20 protein-coding genes are annotated in these 22,558 nt (G+C 34.6%); 3 read left to right on the top strand and 17 right to left on the bottom strand.

From position 1 onward, the window contains the following. Window positions 1–115 precede the first annotated feature (115 nt). Both NSQ69_RS06915 and NSQ69_RS06910 read right to left on the bottom strand, forming a co-directional pair. Window positions 116–1,810, bottom strand: a complete 1,695-nt coding sequence (locus NSQ69_RS06915) for a M3 family oligoendopeptidase (protein WP_341058581.1) — start codon at window positions 1,808–1,810, stop codon at window positions 116–118. Between the two features lie 160 nt (window positions 1,811–1,970). Beyond that, window positions 1,971–2,417, bottom strand: a complete 447-nt coding sequence (locus tag NSQ69_RS06910; protein ID WP_002011538.1) for a MarR family winged helix-turn-helix transcriptional regulator — start codon at window positions 2,415–2,417, stop codon at window positions 1,971–1,973. 194 nt (window positions 2,418–2,611) lie between these two features. Between NSQ69_RS06910 and NSQ69_RS06905 the strand changes: the two genes are divergently transcribed. Next, window positions 2,612–4,108 (top strand): DUF3149 domain-containing protein, encoded by a 1,497-nt coding sequence (locus NSQ69_RS06905; protein WP_078202989.1) that lies wholly within the window; start codon window positions 2,612–2,614, stop codon window positions 4,106–4,108. A 29-nt stretch (window positions 4,109–4,137) separates the two neighbouring features. Here the strand turns inward: NSQ69_RS06905 and NSQ69_RS06900 are convergent, their stop codons facing one another. Continuing rightward, window positions 4,138–4,419: an aspartyl-phosphate phosphatase Spo0E family protein gene (locus NSQ69_RS06900; RefSeq protein ID WP_002011543.1), complete on the bottom strand. Its 282-nt coding sequence runs from the start codon at window positions 4,417–4,419 to the stop codon at window positions 4,138–4,140. A gap of 489 nt (window positions 4,420–4,908) precedes the next feature. Between NSQ69_RS06900 and NSQ69_RS06895 the strand changes: the two genes are divergently transcribed. Next, on the top strand, window positions 4,909–5,679 hold the full coding sequence (locus tag NSQ69_RS06895; RefSeq protein ID WP_002011545.1) for a divergent polysaccharide deacetylase family protein: 771 nt from the start codon (window positions 4,909–4,911) through the stop codon (window positions 5,677–5,679). A 67-nt stretch (window positions 5,680–5,746) separates the two neighbouring features. Here NSQ69_RS06895 and cbpA read toward each other — a convergent pair whose 3' ends face one another. The 11 genes from cbpA to NSQ69_RS06840 all read right to left on the bottom strand — a co-directional run bounded on the left by cbpA (window position 5,747) and on the right by NSQ69_RS06840 (window position 18,266). Continuing rightward, window positions 5,747–6,370 (bottom strand): cyclic di-AMP binding protein CbpA, encoded by a 624-nt coding sequence (gene cbpA, locus NSQ69_RS06890; RefSeq protein WP_002126172.1) that lies wholly within the window; start codon window positions 6,368–6,370, stop codon window positions 5,747–5,749. Between the two features lie 125 nt (window positions 6,371–6,495). Continuing rightward, window positions 6,496–7,125, bottom strand: a complete 630-nt coding sequence (locus NSQ69_RS06885; protein WP_002011549.1) for a class II aldolase/adducin family protein — start codon at window positions 7,123–7,125, stop codon at window positions 6,496–6,498. Window positions 7,126–7,374: 249 nt separating this feature from the next. After that, window positions 7,375–9,657 (bottom strand): NEAT domain-containing leucine-rich repeat protein, encoded by a 2,283-nt coding sequence (locus tag NSQ69_RS06880; RefSeq protein ID WP_050000104.1) that lies wholly within the window; start codon window positions 9,655–9,657, stop codon window positions 7,375–7,377. Window positions 9,658–10,095: 438 nt separating this feature from the next. Further along, window positions 10,096–10,878, bottom strand: a complete 783-nt coding sequence (locus tag NSQ69_RS06875) for a DeoR/GlpR family DNA-binding transcription regulator (RefSeq protein ID WP_002030497.1) — start codon at window positions 10,876–10,878, stop codon at window positions 10,096–10,098. A 40-nt stretch (window positions 10,879–10,918) separates the two neighbouring features. Then, window positions 10,919–12,103 carry a saccharopine dehydrogenase family protein gene (locus tag NSQ69_RS06870; RefSeq protein WP_002126167.1) on the bottom strand — a complete coding sequence of 395 codons (1,185 nt, stop codon included), beginning with the start codon at window positions 12,101–12,103 and terminating at the stop codon, window positions 10,919–10,921. Next, window positions 12,100–13,197, bottom strand: a complete 1,098-nt coding sequence (gene phnW / locus NSQ69_RS06865; protein WP_341099096.1) for a 2-aminoethylphosphonate--pyruvate transaminase — start codon at window positions 13,195–13,197, stop codon at window positions 12,100–12,102. Before phnW ends, NSQ69_RS06870 begins: the two co-directional genes overlap by 4 nt. A 16-nt stretch (window positions 13,198–13,213) precedes the next feature. Next, window positions 13,214–14,008, bottom strand: a complete 795-nt coding sequence (phnX, locus tag NSQ69_RS06860; RefSeq protein WP_002186358.1) for a phosphonoacetaldehyde hydrolase — start codon at window positions 14,006–14,008, stop codon at window positions 13,214–13,216. A 21-nt stretch (window positions 14,009–14,029) separates the two neighbouring features. Beyond that, window positions 14,030–15,787: a putative 2-aminoethylphosphonate ABC transporter permease subunit gene (locus NSQ69_RS06855; protein WP_341099094.1), complete on the bottom strand. Its 1,758-nt coding sequence runs from the start codon at window positions 15,785–15,787 to the stop codon at window positions 14,030–14,032. Beyond that, window positions 15,788–16,789 (bottom strand): putative 2-aminoethylphosphonate ABC transporter ATP-binding protein, encoded by a 1,002-nt coding sequence (locus tag NSQ69_RS06850; protein ID WP_002086828.1) that lies wholly within the window; start codon window positions 16,787–16,789, stop codon window positions 15,788–15,790. A gap of 19 nt (window positions 16,790–16,808) precedes the next feature. Continuing rightward, the gene (locus NSQ69_RS06845; RefSeq protein ID WP_341099092.1) at window positions 16,809–17,885 is read right to left on the bottom strand and encodes a putative 2-aminoethylphosphonate ABC transporter substrate-binding protein; all 1,077 of its coding nucleotides are present in this window, start codon (window positions 17,883–17,885) and stop codon (window positions 16,809–16,811) included. A gap of 228 nt (window positions 17,886–18,113) precedes the next feature. Then, window positions 18,114–18,266 carry a hypothetical protein gene (locus tag NSQ69_RS06840; RefSeq protein ID WP_000240799.1) on the bottom strand — a complete coding sequence of 51 codons (153 nt, stop codon included), beginning with the start codon at window positions 18,264–18,266 and terminating at the stop codon, window positions 18,114–18,116. Between the two features lie 100 nt (window positions 18,267–18,366). On the opposite strand from NSQ69_RS06840, the gene NSQ69_RS06835 reads away from it, so the two are divergent. Beyond that, window positions 18,367–18,750 (top strand): DUF3905 domain-containing protein, encoded by a 384-nt coding sequence (locus NSQ69_RS06835; protein ID WP_002011568.1) that lies wholly within the window; start codon window positions 18,367–18,369, stop codon window positions 18,748–18,750. A gap of 38 nt (window positions 18,751–18,788) precedes the next feature. Here the strand turns inward: NSQ69_RS06835 and NSQ69_RS06830 are convergent, their stop codons facing one another. The 3 genes from NSQ69_RS06830 to phaC all read right to left on the bottom strand — a co-directional run bounded on the left by NSQ69_RS06830 (window position 18,789) and on the right by phaC (window position 22,536). Beyond that, a complete protein-coding gene (locus tag NSQ69_RS06830) occupies window positions 18,789–20,138 on the bottom strand; it encodes a TrkH family potassium uptake protein (RefSeq protein WP_002126155.1) in 1,350 nt (449 codons plus the stop codon). A gap of 23 nt (window positions 20,139–20,161) precedes the next feature. After that, the gene (locus NSQ69_RS06825; protein WP_002126152.1) at window positions 20,162–21,355 is read right to left on the bottom strand and encodes an NAD(P)/FAD-dependent oxidoreductase; all 1,194 of its coding nucleotides are present in this window, start codon (window positions 21,353–21,355) and stop codon (window positions 20,162–20,164) included. 95 nt (window positions 21,356–21,450) lie between these two features. Continuing rightward, window positions 21,451–22,536, bottom strand: coding sequence for a class III poly(R)-hydroxyalkanoic acid synthase subunit PhaC (gene phaC / locus NSQ69_RS06820; RefSeq protein ID WP_002011573.1), 1,086 nt, complete (start codon window positions 22,534–22,536; stop codon window positions 21,451–21,453). Window positions 22,537–22,558: the final 22 nt, after the last annotated feature.

The following is a 22,558-nucleotide window of genomic DNA, read 5'->3' as shown; positions in this document are numbered from 1 at the left end:
GAAAAGGGGCGCTCCCCATTAGAAACACCCCTAAAATAATTCTGAATTTTCTTTTATTATCTCATCATTTTTCTATTATGTCGATGTTAAACATAGGAAAAAAGTGCATGTTTTTTTACAATTTTGTGTCGTCAACAGCACGTAACCACGCTTCAATTTCTGTAATTACACTTTTTACACACCCTTCAGCGAATGGTGATGTTAAATTTGCAACTTCTACTAATTCTAAGAATGATTTACTTCCACCTTGTTGACAAAGATTCACATAATCTTCCCAAGCCTCTTGTCTATTATCTCTTGCACGTTTCCAAAATTGCAGTGCACAAATTTGAGCTAACGTGTAGTCAATATAATAGAAAGGTGAGCTATAAATATGACCTTGACGTTGCCAGAAACCACCACGCTCTAAATAATCATTATCTTCATAATCACGATGTGGTAAATACTTCTTCTCTATGTTACGCCATGCTGACTTACGCTCTGCTGGCGATGCTTCTGGATTTTCATATACATAATGTTGATATTCATCTACAGATACACCGTACGGTAAAAATAGAAGTGCTGAACTTAAGTGTGAGAAATAATATTTATCCGCATCTTCTTCAAAGAATAACTTCATCCATGGCCATGTAAAGAATTCCATACTCATTGAATGGATTTCACATGCTTCATATGTTGGCCAATTATATTCTGGAATTTCATACTTACGACTTTCATATACTTGGAAAGCATGACCAGCTTCATGTGTTAATACATCAATGTCCCCAGACGTTCCATTAAAGTTTGAGAAGATGAATGGCGCTTTATAATTCTCGATATATGTACAATATCCACCACCCGCTTTTCCTTTTTTCGCAACTAAATCTAATAAATCATTATCGAGCATGAAATTAAAAAACTCATCTGTTTCAGCTGATAATTCTTTATACATCGTTTTCCCGTGATTAATAATCCAATCGGCATCGCCTTTTGGAGTTGGATTACCTGTAGCAAACTCAAAGTTTTCATCATAATAAGCGAGCTTTTCTACACCAATGCGTGCTTTTTGTCTATTTCTTAACTCGGTTGCAACTGGAACGATATAATCTAATACTTGCTGACGATAGTTCGCTACCATTTCAGCATTATAATCTGTACGATACATTCTTGCATATCCTAATTCAACAAAGTTTTTAAAACCAAGTGTTTTTGCGATTTTCGTTCTCACTTTAACAAGCTCATCATAAATACGATCTAACTCTTCCTCGTTCTCAGCTAAAAATCCGTAGTATGCTTCACTTGCTGCTTTACGTTCACTTCTTTCTTTTCCTTGCATAAACGGAATAAGTTGCGATAACGTTCTTTCTTCTCCTGCAAAGTCAATTTTTGCAGATGCTAATAACTGCGTATATTGTGAAGACAATTTATTCTCTAATTGTAAATCTTTCACTACTTCATCTGAATATGTTTTTAAATCACATTCAGCTAGAGCAAATAATTGCTTTCCATAATACGCCTCTAATTCTTCGCGGAATGGAGAATGAATTAACGCATTATAATACTTTGTACCATGCCCTTGTACAACTGGAGAGAATTCATCAAAGAAATCCTGCTCATCCTTATAAAAGGCATCTGTCGTATCAACAGAATGACGAATGTAACAAAGGTTACCCATTGTACCAAAGTCATTACGAATTTCATTAATTGAATTGATAACTTGTTTTTGTTCTTCTACAGTTTTTGCGTTATCAAACTTCTCTAAAGCAACAGTAAATTTCCCTTTTAATTCTTCAATATTTGGCCGTTTATATTCATAGTCCTTAAATGACATGAACGAGCCCCCTCTCCATTATATGCATCATTATTATAATTCAATTCTTACTTACAAATCTCCTCTTATTCTTCAGCAAAATGCGGTAGATGATGTCATAAATACATGCACACAAAAAAGCCTTGGATTTCTTTATCCAAAGCTCCTTTGGAACATATCATCATTTTTCATACTTTCCAATTTTTTTCAATAGCTCGAGTAATTCATCCTTCTCATCCTTCGTTAACATTTCAAAAGACTGATATATAACTTGCTCATGACCTGGAAAAATAGAAGCAATAAAGCTCTCTCCAGACTCCGTTAATTGTGCATAAATAACACGCCTGTCATTTGGACATGGAATTCGTTTTACAAGCCCTTTTTTCTCTAGCTTATCTACAACGTATGTAATGCTGCCACTAGCTATTAAAATACGCTCACCGATTTGCTGAAGTGGTTGGCCTCCTTTATGATATAGTAATTCTAATACAGCAAACTCAGTTGGATTTAATCCGTTACTTTGTATGGATTTATTTGTAGTATCCATAACAGAACGATGTACACGGGATAATGCAATAAATACTTTTAAAGATTGAGAAATGTCTTCTCGCTCATTATTTGATGTCATACCATTTCAACCCTTCACTTAAATTCTCCGCAACAAAAAGAAAAGCAACGTAGCACCTCATTACAACTTCCGAATGAATATTCACTCATTCCTTTTCCTTTCCCTAATGTAATGCAAATGATTCTTGAATAAAAACATGACAATTTTAACATAGTTTATATATAATGATAATAAAAAAAGAAGGAGTACCAAATTTGAAAGTCAAATTACAAAGCATAGTTTTTTACATACTGCTTGTTATACTGCCAACGATAGGGATTGGTGCCACATTTTTTTCATATCACACTTATCAAATGAAACAGGCAAACAAACTATCTGCTCACACTGTTCTCTTTTTATATAGAGACTATTTAGACCATCACCTTGGTGAAGCTATATCTGCCTTAGAAATGCTCGCAAAAGTCATAGGGACCGAAACTGGCAACATCAATGGGATTAAACAGATTGTACATGATACCGATGGAAATGATCAACGTTTTTCCGGTCTATATTACGCTACGACAGATGGGATGATTACACTCGCATCCCAAGGCGATTCGCCGCCTATTGACGTTTCTGACCGCCAATACATCCAAGATGCATTGCAATCTAAGAAAACAACTGTATCATCAGTTATTACAGATCGCGTTCTTGGACATCAAGCTATTATGATTGCGTCTCCAATATTTAATAGACAAAAGGAACTCTCAGGATTATTATTAGCAAGTTTACGCTTTGACTACATTTCAGCCTCTTTAAATGCTATTAAACCACAATATCATTTCGAAGTGACTGATAAACATGATGTAGTTTTTCTAACCGATGATAATAACGAAACAAGCGATGGGCATTCTAACATGCTTACTACCCCACTCCAAAGATTAAATTGGAAAGTCTCTGTTTCTCCGTTACCTATTCATCAACAAACTTTATACCAGTTAGTTTCAATAGAGTGTATAGCTACTTTATTTTTAATGTCTATTTTATTTTTACTTGCTCAATATATGTTATTAAAACGTCAAACAAAACTAGAAAGACAACAAAATGAACTACAAAAAATTGAATTGGTTGGAACTTTTGCAGCTAGTACAGCTCATGAAATCCGTAACCCTCTTACTGGAATTAAAGGACTCGTTGCTCTGTTAAAAGAGAAATATAAAGATGAACAGGATCAGTTCTACTTTTCCGTAATCGAACAAGAAATAGAGCGGATTAATGAAATTGTAAGCGAATTTCTTATTCTTGGAAAACCAACTGCCATCATTGAACAAACATATGATGTAAGAACGATTCTTAATGAGGTCGCATTAATTATCCAATCTGAAGCGAATCTACATAACATTGTATTTCATTTACATTTGCCAGACCACCCTGTTCATATACGTTGCTCAAAAGACCATATGAAACAAGTGGTTTTAAACATTACAAAAAATGCAATTGAAGCTATGGCTTCTGGTGATACATTAACCATTGTAGTAACAAACAACGAAAAACACGCACACTTGCAAATTATTGATACTGGAAAAGGGATTCCTAAACATATTCAAAAACACCTCTTTCATCCGTTCTTTACTAATAAAGATACTGGAACAGGTCTTGGGCTTGTTATATGTAAACGAATTGTAGAGATGTACAATGGGCATATATTTATTGATAGTAAAGAAAACAAAGGAACGACAGTTCATATAGAGATTCCATTACACATAGTATAATTATCCTTATCCTAAAAGGGTAATTATACTTATTTCATAAAACCAGCTACAAACATTCTCCAAAAATTGTTTGATTTCCCTTCATACCCAATTTGAAAAATAGGAACCTTTATAATTGAAAACCATTTCGGTGTTTGTTTTTCTTTGTAACGCTGATACTGTACGATAAGCTTGTCCAATTCTTGACTAACTTGAATTGTCTCCATACTATTTAACCCACTTGTTAATCCTAAATGAATCATTTCTTCACGTTTCATATGAATATCATGCGAAAGCTTTTCTAATGTGTACTTCCTTTTTACAGTAAACATCCATATCCCCCTTATTTTTCTTCCATACTCTCAACGCCTCTTCTACTTTAGCCCTTTAAACACTTAATTCTATTTAAAATTGAAGAATCAGAAAATTTAACATTTTTCCCCTGTAATTTACAAATCCTTACCCTCACTTTGAGAATTATTACAAATTATTCTATCTTTGTAAATACATTCGCAATAATAGACATTTTTTTCATCTTCTTTTTTGTAAATACTCAGTAAACAGTGGATTCTCTATTTTCAATGTACTTTTCTTCGACATTTTTTGTTTAATTTATGTAAAAACGCAAAACATAATGATGATTGATAAAGTGAACTTTAATCAGTGGGGGTTTTGTCCATCCTCCACTAATTATTAGCCTTCACCAATCGGGCGTTTATGGGCAGTGGATTTTCCACCTAACTTCTTTACTCCAGCCAAATTTTGAGGTGGGAGTCTTACTGCCCGCAAATAGCGGGATAAAATAGAAAGGAAATATTTATATGCGCAAATATACTATTACAGTTCTTATCTTCACCCTGTTCATACCATTCTTCCTCTTTCCTATTCAAGCAAACGCTCATACGAATAAAGTTGCTATTGTCATCGATGATTTCGGCAATAATATGAAAGGCACAGATAAGATGTTATCACTTCCTATTCCACTCACTGTTGCTGTTATGCCATTTCTTCCTTCTACTAAACAAGATGCAATAGCTGCCCATAAAAAAGGGCATGAAGTTATTATACATATGCCAATGGAACCAATTAGAGGAAAAAAAGAGTGGCTTGGACCAAAAGCGATTACAACAGATTTAAGCGATGAAGAAATAAACAACCGACTCGAACAAGCAATTCAAGAAATACCTCATGCAATAGGAATGAACAATCATATGGGATCAAAAGTAACCGCTGATGAAAGGATTGTACGTCTTATACTTTCTGCCTGTAAAAAACACGGTTTATTTTATTTAGATAGTAAAACAAACCCTAATAGTGTTGTCCCAAAAATCGGTAAAGAATTAGGCGTTCCTATTATTGAAAACCAATTATTTTTTGATGATGTATATACGGTAAGTCACATTTCAAAACAAGCACAATTACTCATAAAAAAAATCCAAGACAAACCCATTATGGTAGCTATAGGACACGTTGGGGCTCCAGGTGAAATTACATCACGTATTATCGAAACTTCTATTCCTAAAATTCGTGAGCATGCAGACTTTATTTTTTTATCTGATTTAGCATTATCTCCACCTTCTGTTTCAAAATAAAATTCATTTCTCGCACTAAAAAAGATACCTATCTACACATAGCAGATAGGTACCTTTCCTTTTCAACTTAAATATAATCTACATGACTCACCCTGAATCCCTTTTTCTCTATCTTTTCAATTAATTGCTTTAATTTTTTTTCATTTAACTCATCCGATATATTTACGATAACACGGCGAATATATTGATCACCGTTATCAAGCGTAAACAGTCCACCGATATTATATGCTTTTAATAATGTCCCAAGCTCTTTAATTGTTCCCTTACAATCTTGTGTTGCAATTGTTAATATATAACCACCCGTCCGCATACCGAACGAATCCTCAATGACATCAAATACATTAGAATGTGTTAAAATGCCGACAAATTCATTATACTCATTTAAAACCGCTAAAAACGGGAGACGACGAATAACGTAAAAAGCTCTAAAAAAAGAATCCTTTTCAAAAATAAACGAATTTGGACTTTCCAGTACATCTTCTATACTTACATCCTCTAATCTGCTATTACACTTCTTTTCTAAAAGATCTACTTTATAAATAATCCCCGTGAATTCCTTCTCATTTTCTGCTAATACAGGAATTGCGCGAAATCCCGTTTCATTCATAATTTGTAACGCCTTTTCACCAGAATCATTCGTTTTGCAAAATGTCACCTGCTGTTTTGGCAGAAAATGATATTTAACTCGCAAAATATGTTCCTCCTTACATGTCAACATGTAATCTATATATAATAAGGAGACCTATATTTTATGAGTAAAATCTCTTTTTAAAACGCTTTCATTTTTAAGGGATGGTAATCTCTGTGAATACATCTTTATATAACAGAACTTTTTGCCCCTTTTATCATTAAAAGCTTTACGTGATAGTTCATTAAATACTCTATACCTTCCAACCATTTTTTCGCTTCTTCTGGAGTTTTCCCCCACACGATCATTCCGTAATTATGAACAAGGACTACTCCTCCACCTTCAATAAAATTCGGAACATTATTTTCTAATAAATTAGCGAATTTCTTTTCATCTTCTACAATTGGAATTGTCATTTCTGTAATACCGTCTTTTCCAAAAACACGTTCCACACTACGTTTTTCGAATGTTACTTCTCCTTCTTTCCCATATAGCTCTGACATTAAATGACTATCTACAGTCTGGACTTGTAAAATGCATTCTGCACTACTTTTTTTATAAATATCCGCATGCATAAATGACTCTATAGCTGGTTTTTCTTCGTTTTCAAATACTGGCTCACACATGCAATTTACGACAATAAAATCTTCTTCAGAAAATACCCCTTTATCTCTTCCCTCTACATTCACTAAAAATGTTAATGGCTCTTTTGACGTACACATCGATAAACTAATTTTCGTACCATAAAACCAATCGCGAAGTGCCAATTCTGCTTTCACATCTTTTAATTCGTTCCATTTTTTCAGAAAAAATAACATTTCGTCACCCCCGGCGTAATATTAATATAATATTCAAATCCTTTCTATATAAAAGGAATGTTTTTTGATTATTCTAAAAATTTAATTGAATTATCACACGAGAATGCCTTTTTGTCAATATGGTTTCAGCACCTATCGGAAAAATAGGCCTATCACATGTAAACACTCCTATCTATTTAGCACTTGATTTTGTACATATAAAAAATACGTTATTCTTCTTATTAAAGAATAACGTATTTTTCTCATTTATTATTTTTTTATTGCTTTATACAGAAATTGCGCATATTGCTCACGTGTTACGAAATCATCCCCTAAAAAGTTCCCATTCCCGTCACCTTTTGATATATTATTATCCACTAATGCTTTCACATATCCTTCTGCCCAATGACCTGTTGGTACGTCTGTAAAGTTCTCCAAATTATTTTCAGTTTCATTTAACTGAAATACTTTTTGTAATACTACTGACATCTCGTACCTAGTTAATACTCCTTCTGGACGAAACTTACCTGTACCATCTCCTTGCATAATTCCAGCTTGTGCAACTGTAGCAATATCTTGCTCAAACATATGCCCTTTCGTATCAGTAAACATCTCTTTCTGCTCTACTTTACTTTCTAATTTCAAGTACCTTTGTACTAAAGATGCAACTTGTCCACGAGTAATATTATCCCCAAATCCAAATTGTCCATTTCCATATCCCTTGAAAATATTTTCTTTCGCTAAATAATGAATTGCTTCTTCTGACCAATGTCCTTTTGGTACATCTTTAAATTCTACTACCTCTACTTTCTCATCTTCTTTAGAATTGTTGTCCCCTTTACTTTCTACTACATTTTGAATTACAGATCCTGTAAAGAAGATTCCTGTATCCGCAAATGGATCTTTCACTCCAAATTCATATACTTTCTCACCTGGTGTACTCCATTTCACTACACCATTACTATACGTACCACCATCACTCTTCAGACGGATTTTTGTAGATACCTCGCCGTCTTTTTCGTATATAGGTACTTTTACTTCTTTATTTACTTCTGTATCCTCTAAAAAGACTTTTTGGTTTTGGACATTAATATAAGCTTTCTTACTTAGTTCTATTACTGGTCTAACATCGCGGATTTCATTTGCAACAAAACTTAAATATACTAACTTATTCAACTTACTAACTGGCGATAAGTCTGAAATATAATTTGCTTCTAAATCAAGTTTTTGTAAGTTTACTAGATTTGATAATGGAGTAATATCCTTTAACTCATTATTAGGTAAATCTAATTCTGTAAGCTGAGTCATTTTAGCAAGTGGTGTTACATCTTCAATTTGATTTTTACCGATAAATAATTTATTTAATTGATTCATTTGATCAATACCCGATAAATCTTTAACCTTATTACGCGTTAATACTAAGTCCTTTAAAGGTAATGAATATAACGGTTTAATATCTTCAATTTGATTACCTGCTAAAGTTAAGTATGTTACATTTTTCAATGCGCTTAATGGAGCAACATCCGTAATTTTATTATTTGCTAAATTCAAGTAATCTAGCTGTTCCATTTTCGCTAATGCTGTTACATCTTCTATTTGGTTGCCTGATAGATATAAACTTTTTACATTTTTCATTTCAATTAGTGGTGCAACGTTTGTAATTTTATTATTACTCAAATCAAGAGATTCTAAATTTTCCATCTTAACAAGTGGTGTTACATCTGAAAATTCATTACCACGCAAAGCTAAATGATTTAATTGCTTTAAATTCGCAAAGAACGACGGATCTGTTATCTTCGCATTCGCAACTGTTAAAGATTTTAAATTTGGCATATATTTTAATGCACTATAATCCAGAATCTCATTCGTGTTTAAAAACAAGTCCTTTACTTGTAATAACTCTTCTTTCGTAATTGGTGTATTTAAATCTTTTCTATTAAATACTTTTTTATTAACAAGTTCTCTTAATTTGTTATCTGTTATCATATTTTGATTATCAACTGGATTATCTGTTTCCGTATTGCCTGAATTAGAGTTATCATCTGGTTTCTCTGTTTCTTTTTCACCTACAGTTGGATCTTTAATTTCAAATTGAACTTGATATTTGTGATCATATCCAATAGCCGGAATAAATATATGCATTTGCATATTGTGCTTCTGCTCAAATTCGCCAATTTCAAATTGGACTACTTTCGTTCCATTTTTTCTTTTATCTTCTGACAGAACTTTCACATCATGAAATACACCAGGTTGATTTCTATCTTCTATTCTAAGATATTGAAAATAATCGCTATCTTGTATTGTTACAGTAACGATTTTTTTCCCATCTTCAATTGCTACTTTAGGATTTTTTATGTACTGAGAAACCATAGATGGCTCATCTTTTTGATCCTTATATATTTTAATCTCAGTATCATACGTGCGATCACTGGCTGCTGCTACCGACTGGTTTGCTTCAATTTTTATTGCTGCTAACGCTGGAGTAGAATACGCAGCAAATGGAATAGCTAATGTTGTTGCTACTACTAGAGCTTTAATATAACTTTTTTTCAAAATAATATCCCCTTATCTTATATATATTTCAATTGATAATTACTATCAATTGCTAACATAATAAATGATAATGAATCTCATTATCATTGTCAATAAGAATATTACATTACGTTTATATTTCCATAGATAAAAAATAAAAAACCCTTTACTCAAAGGGCTTTTTTGCCTATCGTATGAAGGATTTCACTTTTTTCTTTTTCATTAATAACACCAATTTTTTGCAAAATGTTTGCATACAATACAAGTTTATTATATATCCGTTCCGACATACTTTCCCTTCTTTCCTTCGACCAACTTTTTTTGTATTGGTAAATTATATGAACGAGATGAGAAAATGTGTCCACTTTTTGCATAAATACAAAGCTTTTATTTTTTTACTTGCTGATAGTAAAACTCCCACCTAAAAATTAGGTGGGAGTCTAAACGTATTCAATTCATTTAGCAAACTGTCCATTGAATATTATGCTTTTTGACTTCTTCTTCAAAACTATAGGGCATTTTCTTATCACAAATAATATGTTGAATACGAGAAAATCCTGCTATTCGGTAGTTCCCTTTGACGCCTACCTTTGTATGATCGCATAAAATATACGTTTTCTCAGCTAATTTCATCATCGCTTCTGACAGTTTCGCCTTTTCTAATTCAAAGCTAGAAACCCCAAAACCTTGCAACAACCCATCAATCGAAACGAATGCTTTATGAAAATGAAATTGATGAATTACTTGCTGTGAAATAGACCCCGACACACGTGAATGTTTTGGAGATACTTTCCCGCCTATAAATAAAACTTCACCGTGAAACATCTTTTTATTAATAGAAGAAATTAATTGTGTTGCTACTGGAAATGAACTTGTTACAATCGTTAAATTTTTACGATGAACAAGATATGGCACCATTTGAAGTGGTGTACTTCCATCATCAATCGCAATAACATCTCCATCTTCCACAAACGTTGCTGCTTTATACCCAATTCTTTTCTTCTCTTCTATATGCAGCATCTCTCGTTCTAACATCGGTGCCTCTATCCCAGCTCCCGGAAGTTGAACGGCTCCACCGTACACTTTCTTCAATTTTTTTTCACGATCTAATTCTTCTAAATACCGACGAATCGTCTCTGTTGATACTGCGAACTCTCTCGCTAATTCTGAAACTTTTACTTTTCCTTTAAACTCTACCTTCTCAAGAATTGTCCTCTTTCTCTCTTCACCTACTACAGACATAGCCTCACCCCATTTATATCTACCTCATAAACTGTCTTACTTATACAAAGTTATAATTTTCTTTTTCAGTGAAAATCTCTTCATGAATATAAATACCGCGCTTTTCTAGTTCGTCAAAAATAATTTGTGGATTTTCGAAAGCTTCTTCAGGAGTAATAACACCGACTTTATTAACTACTCCTTTTGCAATTAACTCTGTAGCGATTCCAAATGGGATACCAACATTTCTTGTATAGGCCCTTAATTTCTCCCAACCTACTACAGAACCGTCAGATAGCGGATGCGTATGGTATAACACATGCCTTTGTTCTTGATTATTTTTCATACCTACTACTTCTACATGAAGTGCATAACCATAAAGCTCTGTTGCTTGTCCTTCTTTCGATTTTAATAGATACTTCGAAATACAATCCATAATACCAATTTCTTTACCGTTTATTTCAATTTGATCATTACGCAATATACCATAATCATATAAAGCACGAACGAGCTGCATATTTTGCTCTGGCCAAGTTCCTCTTGTTTCAATAAGCTGTACACCTTTATCTTCCAGTGCCTTCGCTAACGTAATCGTTTCTGAATGCGGGATTATATACTGCATTGTTTTTCCGTAAGGTGCTGGTAATTCAATTTCTCTCGGGCGCGCAAACGGAGGTACTTGCTTAAATTCACCTTCCTCATACACTGTACGCGTCGGCAAATGTGGATCATATTCATATGTCGTTGTCTCTGTAATTGATGCAGAAAAAGCAATTGGACGATACGAGCCATGACTTACTCGAACTGACTCTACAGTATCTAACTGATTTGCTGCATACATGGCCATCATTTGCGTTACACCTGGTGTCATACCAAACCCAGGTAAACATGTTGTTCCATGTTGAACAAATTTGGAGTGGGATTCATTTTCTTCACCAAATCCATTTAAGTTCACACCGTGACAACCGGCATCTGCGATACAGCGAGTAGACAATCCATTTAACTTTATCGTCGTACCATCCATTACAATGTTATAGCCCTTCATTTTTGCGACCGTATCCTCATGATTTGTCACATCGACTTTCACAAAATCAACACGAGGATCATTTAACCACTCTACTACTTTTCGGCCTTCCTCTTCATTAAAATCGGCTACCGTAATCGTCTCAAAAGATGAAAATTGAACTAAATCTAAAATTGCTTCACGACAAATTTTACCTGCTCCACCTAAGCAAAATACTTTCACCCTATAACAACCCCTTTAGCAATACTATCAACTAAGCGATTAATATCGTCTTCATATACATCACCGATATTTCCAATGCGGAACGTATCTACTTTCGAAATTTTACCTGGATAAATAACAAATCCATATCGCTTTAATTCATTATATAGCTGCAAAAATTCAAATCCTGCTTCTGGATAAATGAAAGATGTAATAATAGGAGATTGATATTTTTCATCTAATAATGGCTTAAAGCCCATTTCTTTCATTTTGTGCACTAGTAGTTTTTGATTGCTATAATATCGATTGTAACGGGCTCTTATCCCGCCTTCTTCTTCTAATTCAAGTAATGCCTGATAAAAAGCATGTACAACATGTGTAGGTGAAGTAAAGCGCCATTTCCCATTTTGCTCTTCCATCGTTTCCCACTGATCATATAAATCTAATGATAAAGAACGAGCTTGCCCTTTACATTTCAATAGTTCATCACGATTTGCGATGACAAAACCGAATCCGGGAACACCTTGAATACATTTATTCGCACTACTAATTAGAAAGTCAATTTGCAACTCAGCGATATCTATTTCAATACCACCGAAACTACTCATTGCGTCAACCAGTGTAACTTTTCCGTATTGTTTTCCCAATTTACATACGTCTACAATTGGATTAATAATACCTGTAGTTGTTTCACAATGAACAACTACAATATGCGTAATCTCTTTATCTTGTTGTAATAACTGTTCTACTTCTGCAATATTAGTAGGCTCCCACTCTTCTGTTTGACTGACCACCACATCTATATGTAACATCTCTGCCATTTGTACAATCCGCTTACCATACGCACCATTTGTACAAACTAGCAGCTTTCCGTTTCTAGGAATAACAGAACCAATTACTGCTTCAACCGCAAACGTACCGCTTCCCTGCATTAAAACTGTTGTGTACTTTTCTTCTTCCTTTGTCGCTAACGATACAAGCCTATTTCTTACATCTTGCACCATAGTGTTATATTCAACATCCCACGTACACCAATCGTATAACATAACTTCTTTTACAGTTTTTGTTGTCGTTAATGGTCCTGGTGTTAATAATAAATAGTGATTTTCATTCATGATCGTGTGCCCCCCTTTATGAAATAATAAGTTCTTGTTTCTCGATATGTTCAATTACGTTTTCGAGCTCCTGCATCGTTTCAATTGTAAAATGAGCCCCATTTTCAACGAAACGATTACGAACTACTTCTATTTTTTCACGAAGATCTAACGGATCCATATTCTCAACTTCCTCTTCCGTTAAACCGAGCTCACTACTACCGAGGATTACACCAACTGTCCACATTCCAGCATTTCTGCCCTCTTTCATATCTGACACGGTGTCTCCAACTTTTATCATATGATTCATTGGGTATACACAGAGTTCCATCGCATTTTTATAACACATCCACGGATATGGACGACCTGCTGGAACATCATTTGGCGTCACAAGAAAATCAGGTTTATACCCTTGTATTTCTGCTTCTTTTGCAACAATGTCCATCATTTCTCTCGTATAACCAGTTGTTGATCCAATTTTAATACCTCTTTCACGTAGTGAAGAAACCACTTCTTTTACCCCATCAATTGGCGTGGCATAGTACGGTAAAATAGCAAAGAGAATTTCTTCAAACTCTTCATACATCTCATGAATATCTTCTTCTGTTGGTAATTGTCCGAAGACATGCTTCCACTCATTCGAAATACGGGGCATTTCCGTTAATACCCTAACATGATCAATCTTCAATAACCCCATTGGTTTGCGAGCTTCTTCTGCTGTAATTTCAACACCGCGTTTATGAAAAATCTTCATGAATACTTCTAATGGTGCAAAACATCCGTAATCAACTGTCGTACCTGCCCAATCAAAAATAACTGCTTCAATTTTCATTCTATCCATCACCCTTCTTACTTATCTTTTTTGCCATTGTGACGTTCGGTTACGAAGTGCTTTCGTTCCCCATTCATATACAACCCTCACTACAATATTTGTAACAACAATAAGTACACTCATTGCAGCTGCTGGTGCTACATTTCCTGCATCGTCCATATTTACAATTGATACAGCAGCTAGTTTAAAATCAGCCGCATATAAGAACACTACTGCCGATACAGTCACCATTGAATTTACGAAATAGTACATAACCATTTCTAAAATAGCTGGTAAACACATCGGTACTGTTACTCGAAAGAAAGTTTTATAAAACGGTACGCTCATCGACTGTGAAACAAGTTCAAACTCTCGGTCTAGTTTCTTTAAAGCAGTCGTTGCGGTAACAAACGTTACAGAGTAAAAATGAATGATATTTACTAATACTAAAACAGCAATTGTGCCATATAAGGAATGAAACGGATTTGTTACTGAAAGTCCTAGAATTTGAATTGTTGGTTGACTAAAGAAAAAGACATATCCTAATCCAAGTACTAATCCAGGAATCGCTAACGGTACAATAGAGAAAAAGTAGCCTACTTTTCTGAAAAACTGTAGCTGTTCTATTTTTTCAATCGCATAAGCGAACACAAATGTTAAAATCGCCCCGATAACTGCCGTAATAGCTGAGACAATTACACTATTTTTAAATGCTTCAATTCCGTCTCCTGTCAAACTTGAAAAATTAAAATGCTCAAGTGTAAAACTCATATTATATGGCCATACTTTCACACTTGCAGCAATACCAACTGCCACAAATAAAAGAATGATCATAAACGTGACTATGCTACAATATACGAATGAAATAACATCTCTTTTCTTATTATTTATTATTCTGTAAGGTACTGCTTTTGAAGATAAGAGATTCGCCTGTTTTCTTTGCGTAATACGATCAACTGCAAATGCGAAAATAGCTGGGATCAATAAAATCATTCCGACAGTTGCGCCCATGGACATATTTTGCTGTCCAATTACTTGCTTATATACGTCAGTAGCAAGTACGTTATATTGTCCTCCAACAATTTTAGGTGCCCCAAAATCAGTGAAACTAAGTGTAAATACAACGAACATCGCACTAATTAATCCGTATTTCACACTAGGTAAAGTAACCGTAAAAAACTGTTTCACTTTACTTGCACCCAACATATTAGAAGCTTCATATAAACGATAATCAGAACCTTGGAGAGCAATTAATAAAATAAGGAATGCTTGCGGAAATGTATACATAACTTCAGCCATTACAATTCCTACTGGTCCGTATAACGGTATTTGTATTCCTTCAAATAAACCAAACATTCCTTTTGTTATTAACCCTTGATTACCAAATAAATATGTAAGCGCAATACCGTGCATCATCGTTGGTGCGAATAATGGTAATAATGCTATGTATTGAAATACGCGCTTTCCAAAAACATTTGTACGAGCGATCGCATATGCGTAAGCGAAAGCAAGTGTAACCGAAATAATTGTTGTAGCGCCCGAAATCCATATCGTATTTTGTAGTGATTGAACTAGCGTTGGTGTTGTGAAATATTTACTGAAATTCGCAACACCAACAAAAACTCCATCTTTATCATAAAAGGCTTGTGTAAACAGTTGTAATAAAGGCAATACAAGCATGATAAAAAATGAAAGAAGCATACCAATAATTAATAGTCTTTGTATCCACTCTTCTTTACCGATACGTCTCTTAATCTTTTTTTTTGTACTTTCTGCCTTAAAGTTTTCTAACATCTCCATCTATACAATGACCTTCTTTCCATATGACAACATATGATTTTCTGAGAAAGAGATTTGAATTGGCTTTCCTTTTCTAATAGCAGTTTCCTCTACTTCTGATGCCAATATATCCACTACAATTTTCTCATTATAAAGGTGTGTTTTCTCTTCTATGACCCGCACTTCCGTCCGGTATACAGAACCGCGAAATTCCATGCTTTCTACAACTGTTTTAATACCATTATTTTGTACAACTGTTACATGTTCAGGACGAATCGCATGTTCTTCGTTATTTTTCGAAAAGAAATTAATAGAACCAATAAAATCTGCCACAAACGGATTGGCTGGTCTTTGATAAATCTCCTCTGGTGTTCCAATCTGCATAATTTCCGCATGATTCATTACAACAATTTTATCAGCCATCGTTAATGCCTCTTCTTGATCATGCGTTACCATAATAGTTGTTACTCCCACTTTTTCTTGCAAATCACGCATTTCTCTGCGCAACTTTTCACGCACTTTTGCATCTAAAGCAGATAACGGCTCATCAAGTAACAAAATATCGGGAGACAGAGCGAGCGCACGTGCAAGTGCTACTCGCTGCTGTTGTCCACCAGACATTTGAGCAGGATATTTATCTTTTACATTCAGCAAATCCACAAGTTCTAACGCCGATAGCGCTTTTTCTTTTACTTCTGCTTTTCCATATTTTTTTGTTTTTAAGCCGTATTCAATGTTTTCAAGTGCAGTTAAATTCGGAAATAATGCATACGATTGAAAAACCATTCCGAAGTTCCTCTTTCCAGGTGGTAATGCTGTAATATCTTTTCCATTCACAGCAATACTACCTGTTGTTGCCTCTTCTAGCCCCGCTAAAATTCGGAGCAATGTCGTTTTCCCACAACCACTTGGGCCTAATAAACAAACAAACTCATTTTTTTTCACAGTAAAAGAAATATCCTTTAACGCTGTAAATGCATCAAACTGTTTTTGGATGTGTTGAATTGATAAATATTCGCTCATTTTTCTCTCTCCCACTCACTTACTTTTTCGGTTCTGCTTTTTGGCCAAACTCTTTTTCCCATTTTTCTAAAATTTTGTCACGATTTTCTGCTGCCCATTTAAAGTCATTCTTTTTATATAACTTTTCTGTCACATCTTTAGGGAATCCATCTGGAAGTTTATAATCATTTTTAATTGTCGCAAATCCATTTTTCTCGAAGTATAACTTCATTACATCATCTGTAATTGCCCAATCTAAAAATGCTTGCACTAATTTATCATTTTTAGCATTATCTTTTTTAATAAGTGCGTTCGCTTCTACTTCCCAGCCTAATCCTTCTTTCGGCAGTACAACTTCAACTGGTGCACCTTTTTGTTTCTCTTTCAAAGCACTATAAACCATTGATACACCAACTGGATATTCACCTGCACCTGCTAATTTCGCTGGTTTTGAACCTGAATGAGTATAAGTTGCCATATTATCATGAAGTTTCTTCATGTAATCCCAGCCCTTATCTTCTCCCATAATTTGTAGCCATGCAGAAACTGTTAAAAATCCTGTTCCAGAAGAAGCCGGATGCGGCATAACTAGCGTTCCTTTATATTCTGGTTTCGTTAAATCTTCATATGATTCTGGCATCGGTAAATTTTTCTTCTTCAATTCTTCTTTATTTACAGCAATCCCCGTCATAAATGCAGTATTTCCTACCCATTTTTCTGGTTTCTTATCGTCTTTAAATTGCGAAAGGACACGATCTGCTCCTTTTGGAGAGTATCCTTTTAACATATCTTTTTTCTCTAAAGCTAATAGACTAGACGCTGCAGTTCCCCATACAACATCTGCTTGTGTATTTTTTCCTTCAGCTAGCAATTTCGCTGTAATAACTCCTGTTGAATCACGAACAATGTTCAACTTCACGTCTGGGTACTTCTGTTTAAAAGAATCAAGATAAATCGGTACAAGCTCTTCTTCAATCGCTGTGTAAACAGTTAATGATCCAGATAATTTATCATCTTTTACTTTTGCTCCAGCACTTTCTTCTTTCTTTGCACCACACCCCATTAATAACGAAAATACCATTCCAGTTGCTACAGCTTTAAAGATTGTTTTTTTCACTGTCTCTCTCTCCTTTTACAAATCTTATGTACAACTCTAATATAAACAACTAGTGTAAAAGCAGTATTAAACCAACATTAATCTTTTGTTTGTTGTTTGTTTTTGTGTAATACGTTGCTACTTCTATGTTTTTTCGCATTTTTCTGCTAATATCAAACGTGAAATTTACAAATAATTAAAAAAACCTTTATAATCCCACAAAAAAATGAGGCGTTTGTAAAAAACGCCTCACTTTTGTTTACCTTTTTTTGAATTACGATTTGCATACTTCGCACTATTTTCTCCTTCATACTCTAATGCAAATTCTGCATCTGGTAAGCTTTCTTTCGGAGTTTTATTATTATTAATTGCTGCATTTTGTTTTACTTTTCTTTTTACCAACATATTCACCTGCTCTCACGAAATAACTTTCTATTCTAGTTTGAAACAACTTACAGTAATTATTACTGGGAAGTGTTAACAAGTACATAAGAGCTTATAGATGGAAATACTACATACGAACAAGCCATTACAAAAAGGAGCGATTACTTTGAAAGAAAAAGAAACGATACAATCGCCAATTTTAGACGAGACGCTCCCTCATCAAATGAACTTTCCTTCTTTTAAAGGCACAGGCAAAAAGATGCAACAACCTTTTATAAATCAATATGATGTTGTAATTGGAGACAGTAAATACGATTCCACTAACAGTCCTCTTAATAATTGGAGTGATGAGGTAGATCCTGCCATTATGGCTGGGGAAGAATGGATCCATCCTACAAATGATATCGGATGGATTGCAGAAGAAAATCAAGAATTACTTAAAAACGAAGTTGATAATAAAAATGATGCTTTTATGCATCCCCAATTCGGAATTAACGACTAAAAAACCATTCTACCTAACATAGGTAGAATGGTTTCATACTATCCAATAATAATTCTCTCTTTCGGATATTTATAGCGAGGCGGTTGCTCTCTTCCGCCACTAGCTAATATAAATGTTAAAATACCGACGCGTCCGATAAACATAAGTACAATGAGTACAAGTTTACCAACAGTTGTTAAATCAGGAGTAACACCTGTTGATAGTCCCGTCGTTCCGAAAGCAGAACAAACTTCAACGATTAAGCTCATAAGCGGTACATTTTCCGTAATAGATAAAATGAATAGCGCTGAGGCACATAATAAAATCCCCATCGTCATAACGACAGATGCTTTCAACACGTCCTCTTCATGTAGCTGACGTTTGAAAACTCGGACTGTTCTCCCGCCTCTTGCAAATGTATATAACGATAATATACTAACTGCAAATGTTGTTGTACGTATTCCGCCCCCAACTGAACTTGGAGATGCCCCAATGAACATTAATATACTCATAAATAAAAGCGTTGGTTGTGATAATTCACGTATGTCCATTGTAGCGAGTCCTCCACTTCGCGTCGTCACAGATTGGAATAATGTATAAAATACAGTTTCATGCCATGACTTTCCTACTAAAAAATGATTTCGTTCTAATAGAAAAATCATAATTGTTCCAACAATAACGAGTACAAAAAATGTCGTTGTCGTCAATTTTGTAAATAACGAAAAGCGAAATAGTTGTTGTCGCCTTTTACTAAGGAATTGTTTTACTTCCATTAACACTGGGAAACCGATAGCTCCTAAAATAATAAGCAACATATGAATCATTTGAACAATATAATCTTTTTTGTACGGAATAAGTGATTGTCCTGTTAAATCAAATCCTCCGTTCGTTGTTGCGCTCACAGCGGCAAAGAAACCGTGAAAATAAGCTTCTTGCCAAGTCGGGAAATATAGTAAGAACCTTGTACCTAACAGTATTGCTCCAATGAGTTCTATCGAAATAATTACAATTAAAATAGAACGCATCAATTCTACAAGGCCCGATAAATTCCCTTGGTTATGGTCTGCCATAATTAATCTTCTTCTTTGCAAACCAATCTTTTTCCCCGTTATAATCCAGACGAATGTACCAAGCGCCATAATTCCTAATCCGCCTAATTGTAAAATAAGGGCTAAAACAATAATTCCTGCCGTTGTAAACGTATCTGAAATCGTAACAACAGACAGTCCTGTAACACTTACCGCACTAACAGATGTAAATAGTGCATCGATAAATGTCCATTTCACTTCAGGCTTCGTAACAAATGGTAAACTAAGCAAAATTACCGATACGACTACTGCTAGTAAATAAAATACAACGATAAGTTGTACGGGACGTAACTTTTGTAAAAACTTTTTTATATCTCTCATTCCATCACTTCGCTACCTTTTTTCTATCGATTAAATAAAGAAAAATCATCACTTTCTTCATTTGTAAATAACTGCTGAAATAGTTTCGCAAATACCATTCCGTATACAGTTCCATTTCCCCCATACGGCAGTGCGTAATATAAATTATGTATTTTTTTATCTTCTTTTAAAATAGGAAGACCGTCATGACTGCCACCAAATGCTGCTGCCCAATAGTACTCTGCCCGTATATTTTTATACTGCGGGAACATTTCTTTTACAATGTTAATAAGAAGATCACGCTTATGCAATAATTTCGTATCGCCGATTTTTTGAATTTTCAGCGCCTCATCTAATCCGCCTATAACAATGCGATTTTGATACGTTCGACTATACAAATACGGACGTGCTGTTTCCCAAATTAACGATTGCTCATGCCAGCCTTCAAAATAATCTATCTTATTTGTCACAACGGCATAAGACGTTTCTACTGTTGTATTTTTTTCTTTCTTTCCAAAAATTGCTTCATAACCTGTCGCCATAATAATATTCTTTGCTACAATTTTATTTCCTGTTTTCGTGTAACAAATTAAATCATTTTGGATTTGTTTAATATGTAATGCCTCTGTATGTTTGTATATAGTAGCGCCCATTTGTTTCGCTTTATGCAAAAGACTATGCGCTAATAAATACGGATTCACTTCTGCATCACCGCTTGTATATAACGCTGCTTGTTTTGCAAATGAATAACGTTTCTTAATATCAGACTCTGTAAAATATTCAACCGGAAATCCATAATGGCGTAACGTATTATATTCTTCTTGTAAAAATGAAACATCCTCATCTCTACTTGCATAATACAAACTATTTCGCGGAATAAAATGGGGATCAATATCGAGAGTTGGCACAACCTTCTCCATTGTTTGCAGCGCTTCATAACAAAGTCTATATGCTCGTACCCCTTTCTCTTCACCAAATGTATGAATAAGAGAGGTTAACGATTTATCATGAACAAATTGTAATAATCCTGTATTTGCAGCTGTGCTACCACATGCAATTGCTCTTTTTTCAATGAGCATAACACGCATTCCAATTTTAGCTAACGAATACGCTATATGAGCACCTGCTTCTCCACTTCCAATTACTAGTACATCACATATCATATCATTTTCTAACGTTGGATAACAAGGTACAGAAACTCCAGCACTCCAAAACAACTTACCAGTCATAAGCTTCATATATTATACTCCTACCATGTAATTTTCTCCTTTCTATGTTTCGTCATTTTCCATAAAAAAATCCAACTAACATACGCTAGTTGGATTTCTTCTCTTTAATTAGAACGCTCTTCAAGCCAATTTCCAACCGTCGGATATGTTTGCTTTACAGCCGTTCCACCATACACAATAGACATATGTCCTGTCGGTAAACATACATACTCTTTATCTGTGCTAGAAATATGATCAAGTAAAGCTTCTACTTGACATGGCAGAGCGATATGATCACGCTTCGCAGAAATATTTAAGACATTCGCCTTAATATTTGCAAGGTCTACCTTTTGTCCGCGAATAACGAGTTCACCCTTCACTAATTTATTATTTTGATAAAAATCACGAATCCATTGTCTATACGATTCACCTGGGAACGGAATACCATCGCCTACCCACTTTTGAACTAATTTCCAACTTTCGACGAAGCGCTCATTTTCTGAACGATCGACTAAAGCAACATATGGACCGACAAAGTTTGTAATTGGTTTTAACATCTTATTTCCGAAATCAATCATTTCTGGCGGAATATTTCCGAATGTATCAACCGCTTTATCTAAATTGAAATATTTCTCATCTAATAAAGGACCGTATAATCCTGTTTCAGAGAAATCAAAAGGACTTGTCATAAAAATCAAGTTACGAATTGGCATGTCCGGATGAAGCGCTGCATAAATAGATGTTAACGTTCCACCCATGCAATAACCAAGTAAAGAAATCTCGTCCGATTTTGCAGTTCTCATTACTTTTTTCACTGCTTTTGCAATATAATCGAACACGAAATCATCAAACTTCAAATGACTATCTTCTAAACCGAATGTGCCCCAATCAAGCATATACACATCAAAACCACGATCTACTAAATATTCCACTAAACTATTTCCTGGAGTTAAATCCATAATATACGGTTTATTAATAAGAGCGTATATTAATAAGATTGGAACTCTCTGTGTTTTTTCTTGTTTTGGAATGTAACGATACAGCTTCGTTTTATTCTTCGTCCAAATAACCTCTTTCGGTGTTAAACCAACTTGTGGTTCTGGTTCGCGTAATAAAACTTCGCTCGCTCTTTTCACACGGCGATATGCTTTACGATATTCTTCTGGGTACAACTCCAATTGCTTTTCCCATTCCGTTACGAATGTAGTCATTTTTCCTATCTCCTTTTTGGTC

It is taken from the genome of Bacillus sp. FSL R10-2201, assembly GCF_038008665.1.
Classification (GTDB): Bacteria; Bacillota; Bacilli; order Bacillales; family Bacillaceae_G; genus Bacillus_A; species Bacillus_A mycoides.
This window is presented reverse-complemented; position numbering and strand designations above follow the sequence as displayed.